Raw genomic sequence first — 16,006 nt, forward strand, 5'->3', positions numbered from 1 at the left:
CTCAGGCCGCCTTGCGGCCGTTGCAGTCGAGATGACGTGAGATTTCGGCGGCGATCGCTTTCGCGTCCTCGCCGGCACCGCCGATGAAGTTGGAATCGCGCTTGCGCAGGAAGCGAAAGCCGAGTGCGTAGAGGCCGGGCACGCTGGTGACGCCGCCCTGATGCGCGAGCTCGCCGTCGGCGCCGAGCGCCAGCGGCTCCAGCCAGCCGAACGAGCGCGCATAGCCGGTCGCCCAAATGATGGTGCGGATCGATCCGTCGGTCAGCGTAAGCCGCTCGGCGCCGGCCGCCGGCATCGCCACCGCCTCGGGCCGGTATGGTGTCGGCGTGCCTGCGAAGCGGTCAATCTGGTCGAGCAGGCGCGCCAGCTTCGCTTCCGCCGCCGCGATGTGCTGGCCGAGATCGCCGGCGAAGGCGATCTCGCGGTCGCCGACGCCATGCACCCGCCCGGTCAGTTCCACGCCGAGCGCCTGCAGCGTGGCGAGATCGACGTCGGCCCTGTCGGGCCGGCCGGCGAGCTGCAGCGACGGCTGGCGCCGAGCGCTTTCCGGATCGGCAAGGTCTTCCTGGCGCTGCGCCATCAGGCCCATTGCGCAAAGCCAGAAGAAGATGTCCTGGTCGCGCCATGTTCTGGGTAGGCGCGCATGCTTGCCGACCGAAAGCACGACACGCCGCCCGGCACGGGCGAGCTCGTCGGCAATCTGCACGCCGGAGGATGAGGCGCCGACGACCAGCACGCCGCCGCTGGGCAGCTGGCCAGGCGAGCGATATTGCGAAGCGTGGATGCTGAGCGGCCCGCGAAGGGTCTCGGCAGAAAAAGGAATGACCGGCCGGTCGCAATGTCCCGTCGCGACGACGACCGCGCGCGCCGACCATTCGCCGGCGCTGGTGCGCAAGGCAAAGCCGTCGCCGGTCCGCTTTGCAGATGTGACCTCGACATTGGTCTCGACGGGCGCATGCCATTGCCAGGCGTAGCGCTCCAGGCTTTCGACGAAAGCCCCTTTGCTCATGAAGCCGTCGGGATCGTCGCCCTCGTAGGGCGAGCCGGGCAGGGTGTTCAGCCAGTTCGGCGTGAGCAGCCTCAGTGAACGCCAGCTCTGCGAGCGCCAGCGCTCGCCGATCCGGCCGCGCTCCAGAACGGCATGGTCGATGCCGGCCTGGCCAAGGCAATGGCTGAGCGCAAGGCCGGCCTGGCCGGCGCCGATGATGACGACGTCCGCGCGTCTCATAGGTACTGTTCCGTCAGTGGGAGCGGAGGCGGCCCGGATTGGCTCCGGACCGCCTGCCGACTTACTGGATGGTCTTGATGCCGACAGTGACCGGCACGCCCTTGGTCAGCACGTCGAACACGGCCGAACGGGTCCGCGACTGCTCGACCAGCTGCTGCAGCTTTTCGGCCGGCGCGTCGCCTTCGATCTCGAACGACACCTGGATGTTCTGGAAACCGTTGCGGACCTCGTCGGAAATGCCGAGGATGCCGCGCAGGTCGATGTCGCCCTCGACCGAGCATTTCACCTTGGTGAGCTTGATGCCGCGCGCGGCGGCAATGTTGGCGACGCCCGCCATCAGGCAGCCCGCCAGCCCGTGCAGCAGCCACTCGACCGGGGTCGGCGCATTGTCGGCGCCGCACAGGATCGCCGGATGGTCGGCGTCGGCATAATGGGGCTTCTCGTGCTTCTGCTCGTTGCCGGCGCCGAAGAAGCCGTTCATGACGGTCTTGCTGTGCGTGCCTTCGATCCATTCATTGTGGGCGCGGAACTGGAACTTGGCCAACTCGGGCTGCCCGGCGACGAAATTGATCGTCGCCATCAGGTTCGGCGTGTCGACGCCATTGAGCGGAAGCCGTGCAGGTTTGGTGTTGGGTTGCATCTTCATCTCCAAAGGTTCGTTTGCGGCTTGGTTGCCGTGACGGCCTCTGTTTGCCGATGAAGCGTTTGAACGAGAGTGGGTGCGATCGTGGAATTTTTCATACGCCTACCGTGGAAATTGCGTTGGACGTATCGTTTGAAACGAAGCGTCGGCGCCGCCTGACCGAACGCAAAAGCCCCGGGCGTGGGGAAGCCCGGGGCTTGGCGACAGCGTGGTAATGATCGCCATCGGCTGTCATCCGGCGTTGCGGATATCCATCCCATCGGCGCCGGACGCGGCGTAGTGCATCGAGGTGTAATGGTCGATTTCCGAACGGGCGATACCCATGTCCTTGAGCAGATAGTCGGGCATGGCCTGCATGGCGGCGCGGTCACTGCGCATCCTCATCGCACGGTAGACAAGCCTAAGCGTGCGGCCGGCAGAGCCGGTAAGGCTGAAGCCCGCGCGACCGGTTTCATAAGCGGTATGTTCCAAAGTCGTCATCGTTGTCTCCATCGTTTTGCGGCGCGATCCTTCGCGTCGTCGATGGGACGGCTTGTGGCTTACGACCGGGGGAACCAGCGTTGGAGCGGGCGTCGAAATCGCCGTGGAATCCGGCGTTGTCTCAGTTTGAAAATATCATCCTTTTCCAATGCAGCACGGACCGCGTCGTGGCGAAGTCCTTAGACTTTCGCTTATATCAGGATTCGCGTATATAAGGGTTGCGTTACTATGCTGATTTTCAGAGGGGAATTAAATCATGCGCAAACAGCAATCGCTTGGACTGGCGCTTCTGGCTTCCATATCGCTTTTCCTCACTGAGGCCGCTTTGGCGAAAGATGCCTACAAAACACCATGCAGGGCGGATGCCCAGCGACTGTGCAAGATGGTCGACAATGCAAAGGGGTTGAGCTGTCTTAAACAGCACATCAGTGAGCTCACGCCTGCCTGCAAGGCGTTTCTCTCCAAGAAATGAACTGCGACCAAGACCGAATGCGTGGCAAACGCCCGGGCCTGCAAGAAGGCGGCCGCCGTCAGGAAATCCGCCGCCCGGCCTCGTCCAGAAGCACGCAGTCGTCCGGGTCGAAGCCTAGCTCGATTGTCTCGCCTTCTGTGAGCACGCGGCCATTGATCGGGGCGTTGGCGCGGATGTTCGCCGCGCCGCCTATGTCGACCTCGTAGATGGCGCTGCCGCCGAGATAGGAGGCCGACACGACCCGGCCGGGCAACCGGTTGGCGCTCGCTCCGCCGACCGACAGTTTCTGCGGCCGCACCACGACGGTGACGGCGCTGCCCTGCGCCAGCGCTTTGGGTGAAAGCACGCTGACCGTCTGGCCGCTGGCGAGCGTGACCGCTGTCGGCCCGTCGGATCTGCTCACCGTCCCGGAAAGCATATTGGCCTTGCCGAGGAAGTCCGCCACGAAGGCGGTGGCCGGCCGCTCATAGACCTCTTCGGGCGTGCCGATCTGCTCGGCCGAACCGGCATTCATCACCACGATGCGGTCCGACATCGACAGCGCTTCTTCCTGGTCGTGCGTGACGAAGATGGCGGTGATGCCGGTTTCCTTCTGGATCTTCTTGATCTCGACGCGCATTTCCTCGCGCATGTTGGCATCGAGCGCCGAGAGCGGCTCGTCGAGCAGGAGCACCTGCGGCTCGAACACGATGGCGCGGGCCAGCGCGATGCGCTGCTGCTGGCCGCCCGACAATTGCGAGGGCAGCTTCTTCTCGCTGCCCGGCAGCCGCACCATGTCGAGCGCCTGGCCGACCTTGCGCCTGATCTCGGGCTTGGCGACGTTGCGGTATTTCAGCCCGAAGGCGACATTGTCGAACACGCTCTTGTGCGGAAAGAGCGCATAGCTCTGGAAGACCAGCCCGATGTTGCGCTTGTAGATCGGCACGTCGTCGACGCGCCGGCCGCCGATCATGATCTGGCCGGCCGAAATGTCGACCAGCCCGGCGATGGAGCGCAGGATCGTCGTCTTGCCGCAGCCCGAGGGGCCGAGCAGCGTGACGAAGCTGCCCTTGCGGATCGATAAAGAGAAATCGCGGACCGCGACGAACTTGCCATAGGCGATGTCGATGTTGCGGAACTCGACCGCCGGGCTGCTCGCCTCGGCGGTCGCGATCGCGCCTTCCGCCCCGGCCGAGGCCGGCCGGGGATGGATTTTCGTGTCCTGGCTGTCAGGCACCTTTCGAGATCCTGTTCCACTGCTTGGTCCAGGCGTCCTCGTTGGTCGCCCAGTAGGTCGGATCGGCGAAGGTCAGCGCCTTCATCGTACCGGTCGGATCGAAGGCCGGCAGCTTCGCGATCTTGTCGGTGAGCTTGACCTTGGTCGGGTCGAGCGACGGCGGATAGCTCTGGCCCTCTGCCACCGCGATCGAGGTCGCCGGGTCGAGCATGAAGTTGATCAGCTCTTCGCATTCTGCCATCGGCGAGCCCTTCAGGATCAGCATGTCCTCCATCCACGCATAGGAACCGGCCGGATCGAGATAGCCGATCGGATGGCCCTGGTCCTGCAGCGCCGCGACGCGGCCCGACCAGGCGTCGGTTACCACGATCTCGCCCTTGGAAAGCAGGTCCATCAGCTCCGCGCCGGAGCTCCAGAACTTCTTGGCGAGGTCGCGCGTCTCGCGCACCTTGGCCCAGATCGTGTCCATGTCCTTGAGGTTGTTGGGGTCCTGGCCGGTGGCCAAAGCGGCGTACCAGACGCGCGTCGTCATGTCGGAATAGCCGCCGACCTTGCCGGCATATTTCTTGTCGAGCAGCAGTGCCGCGCCCTTTTCCTTGGCCTCCTCCGGCGAGATCACCTTGGTGTTGTAGGCAATGCCGGTGGTGCCGTAGTCGTAAGGCACGGCCGACAGCTTCGGCGTCAGCTTGCGGAACGGCTCGATCATCGGCTGCAGCACATTCACCATGTTGGGAATGTTGGCCTCGTTGATCTCCGAGGTCAGGCCGCCATTGACGTATTTGATGTAGTAGTTGACGCCCGAGGAATGGATGACCTGATAGTCGCCGGGCTTCGCGGTCTTGATCTTGGTGATGATCTCGTCCTCGTCGCCGAACGTGCCTTGCACCACCTTGATCTTGGTTTTGGCCGTGTAGGGCTGGAAGGCGAACTTGTCGATCGCGTCCTGCACCGTGCCGCCCCAGCCGTCGAAGCGGACTTCCTCGACCGCGGCGAGCGCCCGTCCCATCCACGGCATGGAAAGTCCCGCCGATGCTGCCGCCGCGGCGGTCAGCGTCAGGAAAGTGCGGCGGCTCAGATCGCCATTGGCATACCGGTCGTGCAGCCGTTCAAGCCGCTTGGTCGTCGTCAGTTTCATCGTACTTCCTCCCTTGGTTCGCCGCGTCTCTTCAACTTCGTCAGGCTCTGCAGGATCAGGCCGCCGATCAACGGGATGCCGACGGTCACCAGGATCATCACGGTGCCGAGCGCATTGATCTCCGGGCTGATCGAGATTTTCAGCATGGACAGGATTTGGGTGGGCATGGTCTCGACGCCCGCCGGTCGCCAGAACAGGCTGGCCGAGGTGTTGTCGAACGAGATGGTGAAGGCAAGCAGCGCGCCGCCGACGACCGCCGGGATGAGCAGAGGCAGCGTGATCTCGCGGAAGGACGAGAAGCGAGATGCGCCGAGCGAGAGAGCTGCCTCCTCATAGACGCGCCTTATGCCCACCATGCGTGCCTGCGCGATCAGCACGACATAGGGCACGGCCAGAAGGATATGGCCGAGCACCAGAAGCAGCATGGTGCGCGGCTGGTCGATCGCCTTGATCAGCACCAGAAGGCCGACACCGAGGATGGTTTCCGGCACCAGTGCCGGCAGGATCACCAGCGTGCTCAGCGCCTGCTTGCCGGGGAAGTCGAAACGCACCAGCGCGAAGGCCGTGACGACGCCGATGGCCGTGGTGGCGACTGCGGTGACCAGCGCGATCCACAGCGAGGTGCGGAAGGCCGTCAGCACCGCGTCATTGTTCATCAGCTTGGCGTACCATTGCAGCGAAAAACCGGTCATCGGGAAGCCGCCGAACATCGAGGCGTTGAACGACAGGATGACGGTCGCCACGATCGGCGCGAACATGAAGATGTAGACGCAAAGCGTGACGAAGCCGGTCAGCCGCCAGGCCCATCTGCCTTCCTCCTTGCGCCGCGTGCCGCTCATCCGCCCGATTTCCTCATCCACCAAGCCCTTTGACGATCTGCGACATGCCCATGTAGCGGGTGTAGATGGCGGCGAAGAAGCCGAGCACGACGAACAGCACGATCGACAGCGTCGCGCCCATCGGCCAGTTCAATTCGCCCATGATCGTGTCGTAGATCAGGTTGCCGAACAGCGCGTCGCGGCCCGAGCCGAGCAACTGCGGCGTCACATAGCTGCCGGCCGCCAGCACGAAGCAGAGCAGCAGCCCGGCCGCCAGGCCGGGCAGGGAGAGGGGCAGGGTCACCTCGCGGAACGCCTGCGCGCTGGTGCAGCCCATCGAGCGCGCCGCCGCAATCAGCGTGCGGTCGATCCCCTCGAGGCTGACATAGACGTTGAGGATCATGTAGGGCAGGAGGAAATGCAGCAGTCCCAGGATCACCGCGCCTTCGTTGTAGAGCATCTGCAGCGGCTCGTTGATGATGCCCATCTTGAGCAGCGCGACGTTGATGACGCCCTGTTCGCCCAGGATGTTGATCCAGGAAAAGGTGCGGATGGTAAAGCTGATCCAGAACGGCACGATGAGCAGGAGCAAGAGCAGCCATTTGTGCCTGAAGCTCGTCGCCCAGATGAAATAGGCAGGGAAATAGCCGAGCACGCCGCACAGCAGCGCGGTGATCGCGCCGACCCTCAGCGTCTTCAGAAGGAAGCCGGAATAGTAACTGTCGGTGAAGAATTCCTGCCAGTTTGCGGGGGTCAGCGCGCTGGTTTCGACGCCGGCGGTGACGAAGGTGAAGAACGTATAGGCCGCCATCACCGCGATCGGCAGCACCAGGAAGAAGATCAGCAGCAGAAGCACCGGTGCAACCAGCATCCAGGCCAGGCGTGGATCGTACAAGGTCCAGCGATTGTTCATGCGCACCCCGGAGGTAGGCGTCTTCTTCGACGCGCTTATGTTCCCACAGTGAAGATTGTTTCATTGCCGCCGCGATGTCTACAGGCGGTGATTGAGCCAGAGCGGTCGCGTGTCCGCGATTGCCGTCAGGCCCCTCGAACCGGCGCAGCAGTGAAAAGGGACGGCAGGAGCAACCAGATGCATCTCTGGGCGTTGAATGACAGCTGCCGGCTCACGAGGCCGCAAGCCGTGGGCCGCACCCGAAATGCTCTTTTGGGAGCAGGGCTCATGCCTTCACTGGTGCTCTTTGTGATCAAGAACATCGCCATAGGGGCGATCATCGGGTTGATCGTAGCGTGCTGGCTCGTGGCTTTCGGCACGGTCGGCAGCCATATATCGTCAGGCAACGGGGGCTACGTGGCTGTCGGTATGATCGCCTATTCGATGGCGTCTTCCTTCGGAATGGGCTTCTTGGCCACGGCGCTAATGTTCCTGGAATAGGCCGTCCGGCCGCCGCAACACGCCGTCCGCCCCTATCTTTCCGCAAACGCCCTTGCGAACGAGTCCATCATCGGGCGCACCAGATATTCGAAGAAAGTCCGGTCGCCGGTGCTGATGAAGGTGTCGACCGGGGTGCCGGGATAAAGCTGTTCTCTCTTCACGCCCGGGGGCAGGGCGTCGGCGATCTTCAGCCTGGCACGGAAATAGGGTTCGTGGGTGGCCTGGTCGATCAGCCGGTCGGCGGAAATCTCGCTCACCGTGGCCGGGACTTCCGGCGTAAGACGCGTGTTGAGCGCGGAGAGCCTGAGCTTTGCCTGCTGGCCGACATGCACCTGGTCGATATCCTTCGGCCGCAGCCTGGCGTCCACCACCAGGCCGGATGACGTGGGCAGGATCTCCATGATCTTCTCGCCGGGCGCCACCACGCTGCCTTGCGAATTATAGGTCGAGGCCACGACGATACCCGCCGCCGGCGCGGTGATCGTCGTGCGCTTCAGCACCGCTTGCGCCGCGCGCATCCGCTCCTCGATATCGGCGAGGTTGGTGCGCACATCGTCGAGCTTGGTCAGCGCTTCCTCGACGCGCTGGGTCGTCGCGCGTTCGGTCTGCGCCTCCGCCTCGACGATCTGCGTATTGGCCGAGGCGAGGTCCGCCTCCAGCGCGCCGGCCTGGCCGACGAGATCGGCCTCCGAGCGCAAGAGTTGCGAATACTCCGTGCGGTTGGTGAGGCCCTTGCCCAGAAGGTCGGTCTTGATGCCGAGCTCCTTCTTCACCACCTCGGCCTGCTGCTCGATTGCCAACTTTTGCGCGTTCAGCCCTTTGACCGACTCGCGATGCATGGCGACGCGCTGCGCCAGGATCGACTGCTCCGAATGGAACCGCGCAAGCCTGGCGTCGAACTCCTTCTGCTGCTCGCGGATGAGGTTTTCGAATTCCTGCTGGAACGGCGCAGGCGCTGGCTCGGCGATCGGCGCCAGCGTGGCGAGGCCGTCGCGCTCGGCCTCCAGCCGTGCGGCGCTTGCTTTGAGCGCGATCCACTGCCTTGTCAGTCGGTTGAGATCGGCCTCCGGGGCGGTCCGGTCGAGTAGGATAAGGTCCTGGCCCTCCCGGACATGGTCGCCTTCGTGCGCCAGCAACTGCCTGATGATGCCGCCCTCGCGGTGCTGGATTAGGATGTTGCCGTCGGTTGCAGCGATCGTGCCCTGGGTGATCACGGCGCCGGCAAGAGGCGCTTTGGCCGCCCAATAGCCGAAGCCGCCGGCGAGCAGCGCGATCGCCGCGTAGCCGGCGAAGGCCGCGCGGCGGAAATCGGTGCGCGGGCGGCTTTCGAAGATGAGGCTCTGCGTCATCGTTCAGGACCCGTAGCGGATGGTCGGCGCGGCGCGGATGGTTGGCGCGAACGATCCCGTGACCACCGTGCTCCGCTGCGCGCCCTTGCCCGGTTGCCGCAAGATCTCCGCGCTCGGTCCGAACGCCTCGATGACGCCGCCGCGCAAGACCATCACGCGGTCGCAAGCCGAGGCGATCGTGGGGCGATGCGTGATGACGATGGTGGTGACGCCCGCGGCGCGCGCGGCGGCTAGGACCGCTTCCAGTGCTGTCTCTCCGGCGCCGTCGAGATGCGTGCTCGGCTCGTCCAGAACCAGGATGCGCGGATTGCCGTAGAAGGCGCGCGCCAAGCCGATGCGCTGCCGCTCGCCGCCCGACAGCGTTCCGGCGACCGTCGTCTGATAGCCGTCGCGCAGCGAAAGGACCAGCTCATGCGCCTCGGCGCGTTTTGCCGCCTCGATGATCGCCGCGTCGTCCGCGTCCGCGTCGAAACGGGCGATGTTGTCGGCGATGGAGCCCGGGAAAAGCTCCACCTCCTGCGCCAGATAGCCGACATGCCGTCCGAGCTGGTTCTCGTCCCAGGTCCTGAGCTCGGCGCCGTCGATCCTGACCGTGCCGCCGCTCGGCTGGGCAGCTCCGACCAGCAGCCGCGCCAAAGTTGATTTGCCGGCGCCGCTCGGGCCGACGATCGCCACCGCTTCGCCGGCGCTGATGGCGAAGCTCAGCCGCTTCAGGATGGGCTCGGCGCCGAATGTGGCGTTAGGCGCGATGAAGAAAAGATCCTGCGCGGCAATCGCGCCGGTCGGGTCGGGCAGGATGAGCCTGCTCGCCGCTGCCGGCCGCGCCGCTAGCGTGGCTGCCAGCCGCGACCATGCGCGCCTGGCGTCGGCGAGCTGCCGCCAGGAACCGATCAGCTGGTCCAGCGGCTGCAGCGCGCGCGACGACACCAGCGAGGACGCGAAGATCATGCCGGCCGTCATCTCGCCCTTGAGCACCAGCCAGGCGCCGGCGCCGAGGATCGCCAGCTGCAGTATCATGCGCAACGCCCGCGACGCGCCGCTGAAAAGCGCATTGGCGCCGGCCGAACGGTCATGCAGGGCAAGCGCGGCCGCCACATGCCGCCCCCAGGCGCGCGCGGCGTTTTCCACCATGCCCATGGCGCGCAGCGTCTCGGCGTTGCGGGCAAAGGCCTGCTCGGCCTTGCTGGCCAAAGCCGAACGCTCCGCCGAAAGCGCGTCGTTCCTGCCGACGGCAAGCTGGTTGGCCACGACCAGCACGACGAGCAGCACCGCGCCGCCGAGCGTCACCCAGAACAGCACCGGATGGATGAGATAGAGCAGCGCCAGGAAGATCGGCGCGAAGGGCAGGTCGAACAGCATCGAGACACCGCGCGAGCGGATGAAGGCGCAGACCGAGGCGAGGTCGTTGAGTGGCGACAGCGTGCTTCTGGCGCCGAGCGACGCGGCGAAAACCGTCGCGCCCAACCTGTCGTTGACCGTCGCGGCGATGCGCTGCGTGTAGACCGCGCGGATGGCGTCGAGCAAGCCAAGGAAGCCAAGCGCCGCGACCGCGATAATCGACAGATAGACAAGCGTCTCGACGCTGGAGGAGGGCAGGACGCGGTCATAGACCTGCAGCAGGTAAAGCGGGATCACCAGCAGCAGCAGGTTGATGAGCAGCGAGAACAGGCCGACATCGGCGATGGCGCGACGCAAGACCGGCCGCAATCCCGACTGTCCAGCCATTCCCGCACTCCCTGTCGAAGCCCATGGGCCGATCGCCTGAAGCATGTCCGTCGGGAAACCGGGAACCGGTTTCGAAAAAGACATGCGCAATATCAGAAGCCTGAAGCGCGCGATTCGAAAGACCGCCCTCGCTTCAGACCGTATGCTCGCTTGTCGTGCTGCTTGCGGTGTGGCTGGTCAGCGCCGCCGCCTGGCTTGGCAGATCGTTCAGCGTATAGGCGTGGATATAATCGATCTTCATCTGCGCCGGTGTCGCCAGATGGTCCGGCGGCGCGCCCGCCTGGCCACCCACCGCGAGATCGACCAGCATGTACATCGGCTTGTTCATGTCGGACGGCGTCGCCGCCGCCGCGACCTGCACGCCATCATAGGTCCAGATCAGCTTGTCCGGCGTCCATAAGAGGCCATAGGTGTGGAAGCCGGCGGTATCCATGACGTTCACCGTGGATCCGACCGTCGTGTGCTGGCCCGTCTGGTTGGTATGCGCGGTCATCAGCAGCGAATTCGGCTTCTGGCCATACATCTCCATCACGTCAAGCTCCGGCGGCCACGAGCCGTCTTCCGGCAGCAGCCAGAAGGCCGGCCAGGCGCCGGCGTTTTCCGGCAGGTCGGCCCTCATTTCGAAATAGCCGTAGGTCTGCGAGAACGAGTCATGCGTGGTCAGGATGCCGGATGTGTATTCGTAATTGTTGATCAGCGGCTTGATGTCGGCCGGCGCCTGCGCCGCGGTGATGGTGAGAACCCCGTTCTGCACGCTGAACGGATGCACGGAGCTGGTCGGCGCGTAATTGGCGTCGATGTACCACTGCAACTCGCCATTGCGGGTCAGCGTGCTGCCGTTCGGCGCGCCCCACCAGAAGTTGGTGTCCCAGGTGCCGCCCTGGCTATTGTGAAGGTTCAGCGTGTTGAACTCGTCGCTGAAGGACAGCGTCATGCCGGACTTGTCGATCGGCAGCTGGAAATTGTTGGGCTGCAATTTGTCGATCGTGGTGTTCTTGAATTCGAGGATTTCGCTCGATCCAAGGTTCAGCACCACATTCGGTCCCGCCTGGATCATCGCGTCGTGGACGGCGGCGAACGACGTGAATCCGTAGCCATCGAGCCGGACGGCATCATTCGAGGCGAAATTGATGATCGAGTCGCTGCCGTTGCCCTTCGCGATGATGAAAACATCGGCGCCGCCGCCGCCATCGATCAGCACATCGTTGCCCGCCCCGCCGTCGATCGTCTGGCCGCCCGCCGTGGCGGTGATGATGTTGTCCAGCGAATTGCCGAAGGCATAGTTGTGAGCGTTGGTGACGACGAGGTTCTCGACATTGTTCGGCAGCGTGTAGCTCATCCATGTGTTGATCGTGTCGATGCCCTCGCCAGGGTTCTCGACCACCTTGTTGCCCGCCGAATAGAGGTAATAGATGTCGTCGCCTTGGCCGCCATACATGGTGACGTTGACGCCGCTGGTGCCCCAGATGGAGTCGTTGCCTGAGGTGCCGTTCATCGTCCCGGGCGAGGACGCCGAAAGCCAGTGATTGGAAGCGCCGCTGTAGTAAAGAGGAACGCCTATCGCGTTGACAACGAAGCTCATCGGACACTCCTTTCTCGGTGGCACCTGATTTTCAGGCCAACCTGCAAGCCGGCCTATGGTTCCAAGGATTCGCGTTACAGTACAGGCAAAAAATTACCACTCATCGATTAATGATTAGAAATAGAGATAATAAGGTGGTTCTAATACAATTTATACGCGATAATTGCACGTTGAATTACTCAATTTTACTCAATATTGCGAGGCTCATGCTGAAATATTGGGCAAGATGCAGCGCGTGACCGCCATCGGCCAGCGTGGCCGCGCGGTGATCGAGGCGCTGAGTCGCCATATTTGCGACGTTGGACATCCGAGCCGGAAAGCGATTTCGGTCTGCTCTAGAAAAGCGATCAACCCGAACGAACAGCGATGCCCAACGATGTCGCACATCGCGTTACATTGCGCCCGACCAGCCCGCGCCGCCGACGATGCCCGGCCTGATCGAAGCGATCGTGTCCGCAGCCTCCGTTGCAAGGGTGGCAGGTAGCCGCCGGGCAAAAAATTTGACAGCTTCTGTCGGATCGGCTGGGGGCTGCCCGTCCTTGGGGCATCGATCAACGAAACCTGAGAGGATATCGAGACATGCCGAGCACCATCCAACTGCACCGTGTCCTGGCAACCAAGCCGGAGAAGGTTTACCGCGCGTTCGTCGAGGCGGACGCGCTGGCGAAGTGGCTGCCGCCGAACGGCTTTACCTGTACGGTGCACGAGTTCGACGGCAAGGTCGGCGGCGCCTACAAGATGTCCTTCCGCAACTTCACCACCGGCGACAGCCACGCCTTCGGCGGCGAATTCGTCGAGCTCGTTCCGGGTGAGCGCCTGCGCTACACCGACCGCTTCGACGACCCCAACCTGCCGGGCCAGATCGAGGTGACGGTGACCTTGAAGAAAGTGTCGGTCGGCACCGAGATCAACATCACCCAGGCGGGCATCCCGGACGCCATCCCGGCCGAGGCCTGCTATCTCGGCTGGCAGGAATCGCTGCGCAACCTGGCCAAGCTCGTCGAACCCGAGATCAACCAGTAAATGAGGCAGGCGGCTGCCGGTCTTTCGGCAGCCGCCTTACCCAAGGTAAGTAAAATTTCACCAAGCGCTGTTAAAAGCCGCTTCCATGGATCGCAACAAGAACAACGACCTGTTTGTCCTGATGGCTGCGCTTGCCGCCATCGCGATCTACAACATTGCCTGCGGGATCAGGACAGGCGAAGTCCGGGGCAAGTTGCATTGGGTCGCCCTCGCGGACGATCCGACGCGCTTCTGGAACATCGTGGTCGGCAATTCGATTGTCCTGGTGGCTTCGATAGCCTTTCTGTGGGTGCTCAATTCCCGTAGACCGGGATGACTTGAGGCGACATCCTCGTTACCCGCACGGCGATAAGCAAAATTTCATCGGGCGCAGCTACACGTGCTCCATGGGATCGCAACAATAACGACACCGTCTTTGTCCTGGTGGCGGCACTCGCCGCCTTCGCGATCTATAACCTTGCTTATGGCCTGAAGACTGGCGAGATCCGGGGAAGGCTTAGCTGGATTTCGTGTGTGGACGACCCGGCGCGTTTTTGGAGCAACGTTTTCGGCAATGTCGTCGCTGTCGTTGCTCTGCTGGGCTTTCTTTGGCTGTTGCATCTTCGCGGTCGCAAATGACTTGGCGCCCGGCAATGCCGGGCGCCGTCCTGCTGCCGCGCGGCTTACAGCGCCCTTGTGATGCCGCCGTCGACGCGGATGTTCTGCCCGGTGATGTAGGCGGCTCCATCGGAGGCGAGGAACGAGATCGTCGCGGCGATCTCTTCCGAGGTGCCGTAGCGCTTCATCGGCACGCTGTCGCGGCGCTCGTTCGTCGTCGGCAGGCTGTCGATCCAGCCGGGCAGCACATTGTTCATGCGGATGTTGTCGGCCGCATAGCTGTCGGCGAAGATCTTGGTGTAGGCGGCAAGCCCGGCGCGTGCCACGGCCGAGGTCGGGAACATCGCGCTCGGCTCGAACGCCCAGGCGGTCGAGATGTTGATGATGACGCCGCCTTTCTGCTTCTGCATCACCGGCGTCACCAGCCGCGTCGGGCGCACGGCGTTGAGGAAATAGGTGTCGATGCCCTTGTGCCAGTCCTCGTCGCTGATCTCGATGATCTGCGCGCGCGGCCCGTGGCCGGCGCTGTTGACCAGCACGTCGATGCGGCCCCAGCGCTCCAGCGCGCCGTCGGCAAGGCGCTTCAGGTCTTCGTTCGACTGGTTGGAGCCGGTAACGCCGAAGCCACCAAGTTCCTCGCCCAGCGCCTCGCCCTTGCCGGAGGAGGACAGCACGCCGACCTTGAAACCGTCCGCCGCCAGGCGCTTCGCCGCCGCAGCCCCCATGCCGCTGCCGCCCGCCGTCACAAGAGCTACTTTTTCTGTCGCCATGTCGCTGTCCACTCGTTGGAATTGTGAAAGCGCCTCTGTTAGCATGCAGAGGGCAGGGCACGAACCGGATTGGATTGCGCCAGCGTATGAGGGCTGGGGTTCCTCGCCCCCGCCAAAGGCGGGGGAGAGGTGGCCGCGAAGCGGACGGAGAGGGGGCCTTCGTAGGGCGCTCCCCTCTCCGTCTCGGCTTCGCCGAGCCACCTCTCCCCACTGCGTGGGGCGAGGAAAAGGGGCTCAAACCTTGAACACACTCATCAGGGCCTTCGACACTCGCGCGCAGCGTCCCGGCTTCACGTCGCCCGGCTTCAGCGGCACGCCCCTGCCGGCAGCGACCGCCGGCTCGTACCAGCCGCGCAACGCCTGGTCTGCGGCGCAATAGCCCCAGTTCACCAGGTCGACGGTCTCTTCGCTGCCCAGGAAATGCAGCGACGTGCCGATATCGGCCGGCGCGGTGGCGGCGGTCTGCACGAAAGTCGGCTCGGTCGCGCCCGGCTTGCTGGCGATCGACCAGAAGACGCCGCGCGTCGCCGCATAGTCGGGCCGGGTCGCGTCACTAGGCAGGCCGCGATCGTCGGCGTCCTTGGCCGCCTGGAAGCGCGCCACCAGATCCCGGCGCCGCAGTGAGCGCACCTGGTTGTCGGTGGTGTCGGCGACGCGTTTCAACTGCGAGAACCAGTTCCAGTAACCGGCGTTCGAAGCCCGCCAGGGCGCGCCGGCGTCGCTGACCAGCAGCCAGCGGCATCGCTTCAGCGCCGGCTCGATACCGTGATTGTCGTAGACGCCGCCATCGGTGAGCACGGCTCTGGAAGGCGGCACCGGCGCGCCGACGCTCGGGTCGAGCTTGTCGTTGCGCCATGCGAACGGCGTGAGGTCGAGCCGGAGCGGCGACAGGAAAGGTGGAAAGGCCGAGGAGCCGGCCACCGCAAGAGCCACCAGCAGGTCGGCCTGGTAGGCGACGCCGATGCGGTAGTCGGCGATGTAGCGCCGCGACAGCCGGAACAGCGAGCCGGTGTCGAGATTGCTGGAGCAGAACACGAACCAGGGTTTTTCCGGCAGGCTTTTTAGCATCGGCCTCGAGCCGGCGAACAGATGTTTCTCGTAGCAGGCGGCGACTTCGCGCGCGGCGCTGGAAAACGGGTTGAACAGGCCCTTGAAGATCGACGGCGCGTCGAGAAAGACCTGCGAGAACTCCAGTACCCTGTCGAGATAGATATCGAAATTGGCGGCGATGCCGTCGACGAAGGTGAAGCGCGGCCAAAGCACCGCGAGCAGCCCGGCCGCGATGGAACCGCCAGAGACCGAGCTTACCATATCGAGTTTCTGGAGCAGCCCGGCCTCGTTGAGGCGGCAGAGCGCGCCCGCATGAAACAGCATGGCGCGATAGCCGCCGCCCGACAGGCAGAGGCCGAGATCGTAGCGCTCGGCCTTGCCGTCATCCGCGTCCGGTGCTGATCCAGCCGCAACCGGCTCCATCGCGGCCCCCTCTGCCTGTCTGGCGTCCTCGAGCTTGGCTTTGGTCAATCCAGCCCAGCGCCGGCATTCTTGCAAGTGGGGGAACGCGTAACTTCACAGATT

General features: G+C 64.0%; 17 protein-coding genes. 5 read left to right on the top strand and 12 right to left on the bottom strand.

Translation table 11 applies throughout. The features are described from left to right. Nucleotide 1: 1 nt before the first annotated feature. The 3 genes from AC0YKC_RS13685 to AC0YKC_RS13695 all read right to left on the bottom strand — a co-directional run bounded on the left by AC0YKC_RS13685 (nucleotide 2) and on the right by AC0YKC_RS13695 (nucleotide 2,351). Nucleotides 2–1,228 carry a flavin-containing monooxygenase gene (locus tag AC0YKC_RS13685; protein WP_488511412.1) on the bottom strand — a complete coding sequence of 409 codons (1,227 nt, stop codon included), beginning with the start codon at nucleotides 1,226–1,228 and terminating at the stop codon, nucleotides 2–4. A gap of 61 nt (nucleotides 1,229–1,289) precedes the next feature. Further along, entirely contained in the window at nucleotides 1,290–1,868 is a 579-nt protein-coding gene (locus AC0YKC_RS13690; RefSeq protein WP_320296093.1) for an OsmC family protein, read from the bottom strand. Between the two features lie 234 nt (nucleotides 1,869–2,102). Continuing rightward, the gene (locus AC0YKC_RS13695; RefSeq protein ID WP_488511413.1) at nucleotides 2,103–2,351 is read right to left on the bottom strand and encodes a YjiS-like domain-containing protein; all 249 of its coding nucleotides are present in this window, start codon (nucleotides 2,349–2,351) and stop codon (nucleotides 2,103–2,105) included. A 256-nt stretch (nucleotides 2,352–2,607) separates the two neighbouring features. Between AC0YKC_RS13695 and AC0YKC_RS13700 the strand changes: the two genes are divergently transcribed. Further along, entirely contained in the window at nucleotides 2,608–2,823 is a 216-nt protein-coding gene (locus AC0YKC_RS13700; RefSeq protein WP_488511414.1) for a hypothetical protein, read from the top strand. A gap of 58 nt (nucleotides 2,824–2,881) precedes the next feature. Here the strand turns inward: AC0YKC_RS13700 and AC0YKC_RS13705 are convergent, their stop codons facing one another. Genes AC0YKC_RS13705 through AC0YKC_RS13720 form a run of 4 tightly spaced genes read right to left on the bottom strand, consistent with a single transcriptional unit; the run spans nucleotide 2,882 to nucleotide 6,905 of the window. Then, nucleotides 2,882–4,039, bottom strand: a complete 1,158-nt coding sequence (locus tag AC0YKC_RS13705; protein ID WP_488511415.1) for an ABC transporter ATP-binding protein — start codon at nucleotides 4,037–4,039, stop codon at nucleotides 2,882–2,884. After that, nucleotides 4,032–5,174, bottom strand: coding sequence for an ABC transporter substrate-binding protein (locus tag AC0YKC_RS13710; RefSeq protein WP_140804969.1), 1,143 nt, complete (start codon nucleotides 5,172–5,174; stop codon nucleotides 4,032–4,034). Before AC0YKC_RS13710 ends, AC0YKC_RS13705 begins: the two co-directional genes overlap by 8 nt. After that, the gene (locus AC0YKC_RS13715) at nucleotides 5,171–6,013 is read right to left on the bottom strand and encodes an ABC transporter permease (RefSeq protein WP_488511416.1); all 843 of its coding nucleotides are present in this window, start codon (nucleotides 6,011–6,013) and stop codon (nucleotides 5,171–5,173) included. Before AC0YKC_RS13715 ends, AC0YKC_RS13710 begins: the two co-directional genes overlap by 4 nt. Before the next feature lie 13 nt (nucleotides 6,014–6,026). Continuing rightward, entirely contained in the window at nucleotides 6,027–6,905 is an 879-nt protein-coding gene (locus AC0YKC_RS13720) for an ABC transporter permease (protein WP_320296394.1), read from the bottom strand. Between the two features lie 177 nt (nucleotides 6,906–7,082). Here AC0YKC_RS13720 and AC0YKC_RS13725 point away from each other — a divergent pair, with 177 nt between their 5' ends. After that, on the top strand, nucleotides 7,083–7,385 hold the full coding sequence (locus tag AC0YKC_RS13725) for a hypothetical protein (RefSeq protein ID WP_488511417.1): 303 nt from the start codon (nucleotides 7,083–7,085) through the stop codon (nucleotides 7,383–7,385). 32 nt (nucleotides 7,386–7,417) lie between these two features. Here the strand turns inward: AC0YKC_RS13725 and AC0YKC_RS13730 are convergent, their stop codons facing one another. The 3 genes from AC0YKC_RS13730 to eglC form a co-directional block, all read right to left on the bottom strand. Continuing rightward, the gene (locus tag AC0YKC_RS13730) at nucleotides 7,418–8,734 is read right to left on the bottom strand and encodes an HlyD family type I secretion periplasmic adaptor subunit (protein WP_488511418.1); all 1,317 of its coding nucleotides are present in this window, start codon (nucleotides 8,732–8,734) and stop codon (nucleotides 7,418–7,420) included. A 3-nt stretch (nucleotides 8,735–8,737) separates the two neighbouring features. Further along, entirely contained in the window at nucleotides 8,738–10,459 is a 1,722-nt protein-coding gene (locus AC0YKC_RS13735; RefSeq protein WP_488511419.1) for a type I secretion system permease/ATPase, read from the bottom strand. 133 nt (nucleotides 10,460–10,592) lie between these two features. Then, nucleotides 10,593–12,041 carry an endo-1,3-1,4-beta-glycanase EglC gene (gene eglC / locus AC0YKC_RS13740; protein WP_488511420.1) on the bottom strand — a complete coding sequence of 483 codons (1,449 nt, stop codon included), beginning with the start codon at nucleotides 12,039–12,041 and terminating at the stop codon, nucleotides 10,593–10,595. Between the two features lie 579 nt (nucleotides 12,042–12,620). On the opposite strand from eglC, the gene AC0YKC_RS13745 reads away from it, so the two are divergent. The 3 genes from AC0YKC_RS13745 (at nucleotide 12,621) to AC0YKC_RS13755 (ending at nucleotide 13,682) form a co-directional block, all read left to right on the top strand. After that, nucleotides 12,621–13,064, top strand: coding sequence for an SRPBCC family protein (locus tag AC0YKC_RS13745; RefSeq protein ID WP_320296084.1), 444 nt, complete (start codon nucleotides 12,621–12,623; stop codon nucleotides 13,062–13,064). Between the two features lie 85 nt (nucleotides 13,065–13,149). Then, on the top strand, nucleotides 13,150–13,380 hold the full coding sequence (locus tag AC0YKC_RS13750) for a hypothetical protein (protein ID WP_320296083.1): 231 nt from the start codon (nucleotides 13,150–13,152) through the stop codon (nucleotides 13,378–13,380). Nucleotides 13,381–13,487: 107 nt separating this feature from the next. Further along, nucleotides 13,488–13,682: a hypothetical protein gene (locus AC0YKC_RS13755; protein ID WP_488511421.1), complete on the top strand. Its 195-nt coding sequence runs from the start codon at nucleotides 13,488–13,490 to the stop codon at nucleotides 13,680–13,682. Between the two features lie 44 nt (nucleotides 13,683–13,726). Here the strand turns inward: AC0YKC_RS13755 and AC0YKC_RS13760 are convergent, their stop codons facing one another. Beyond that, nucleotides 13,727–14,431, bottom strand: a complete 705-nt coding sequence (locus AC0YKC_RS13760) for an SDR family oxidoreductase (protein ID WP_434722115.1) — start codon at nucleotides 14,429–14,431, stop codon at nucleotides 13,727–13,729. A gap of 234 nt (nucleotides 14,432–14,665) precedes the next feature. Beyond that, nucleotides 14,666–15,952 (bottom strand): patatin-like phospholipase family protein, encoded by a 1,287-nt coding sequence (locus AC0YKC_RS13765; protein WP_488511422.1) that lies wholly within the window; start codon nucleotides 15,950–15,952, stop codon nucleotides 14,666–14,668. Between the last annotated feature and the right edge of the window lie 54 nt (nucleotides 15,953–16,006).

The organism is Mesorhizobium sp. CNPSo 4661, assembly GCF_057784215.1.

Coding starts and splice junctions, on each gene's coding strand:
- AC0YKC_RS13685 (WP_488511412.1), bottom strand. CDS start 1,228: ATGAGACGCGCGGACGTCGTCATCATCGGCGCCGGCCAGGCCGGCCTT.
- AC0YKC_RS13690 (WP_320296093.1), bottom strand. CDS start 1,868: ATGCAACCCAACACCAAACCTGCACGGCTTCCGCTCAATGGCGTCGAC.
- AC0YKC_RS13695 (WP_488511413.1), bottom strand. CDS start 2,351: ATGACGACTTTGGAACATACCGCTTATGAAACCGGTCGCGCGGGCTTC.
- AC0YKC_RS13700 (WP_488511414.1), top strand. CDS start 2,608: ATGCGCAAACAGCAATCGCTTGGACTGGCGCTTCTGGCTTCCATATCG.
- AC0YKC_RS13710 (WP_140804969.1), bottom strand. CDS start 5,174: ATGAAACTGACGACGACCAAGCGGCTTGAACGGCTGCACGACCGGTAT.
- AC0YKC_RS13715 (WP_488511416.1), bottom strand. CDS start 6,013: ATGAGCGGCACGCGGCGCAAGGAGGAAGGCAGATGGGCCTGGCGGCTG.
- AC0YKC_RS13720 (WP_320296394.1), bottom strand. CDS start 6,905: ATGAACAATCGCTGGACCTTGTACGATCCACGCCTGGCCTGGATGCTG.
- AC0YKC_RS13725 (WP_488511417.1), top strand. CDS start 7,083: ATGCATCTCTGGGCGTTGAATGACAGCTGCCGGCTCACGAGGCCGCAA.
- AC0YKC_RS13730 (WP_488511418.1), bottom strand. CDS start 8,734: ATGACGCAGAGCCTCATCTTCGAAAGCCGCCCGCGCACCGATTTCCGC.
- AC0YKC_RS13735 (WP_488511419.1), bottom strand. CDS start 10,459: ATGGCTGGACAGTCGGGATTGCGGCCGGTCTTGCGTCGCGCCATCGCC.
- eglC (WP_488511420.1), bottom strand. CDS start 12,041: ATGAGCTTCGTTGTCAACGCGATAGGCGTTCCTCTTTACTACAGCGGC.
- AC0YKC_RS13745 (WP_320296084.1), top strand. CDS start 12,621: ATGCCGAGCACCATCCAACTGCACCGTGTCCTGGCAACCAAGCCGGAG.
- AC0YKC_RS13750 (WP_320296083.1), top strand. CDS start 13,150: ATGGATCGCAACAAGAACAACGACCTGTTTGTCCTGATGGCTGCGCTT.
- AC0YKC_RS13760 (WP_434722115.1), bottom strand. CDS start 14,431: ATGGCGACAGAAAAAGTAGCTCTTGTGACGGCGGGCGGCAGCGGCATG.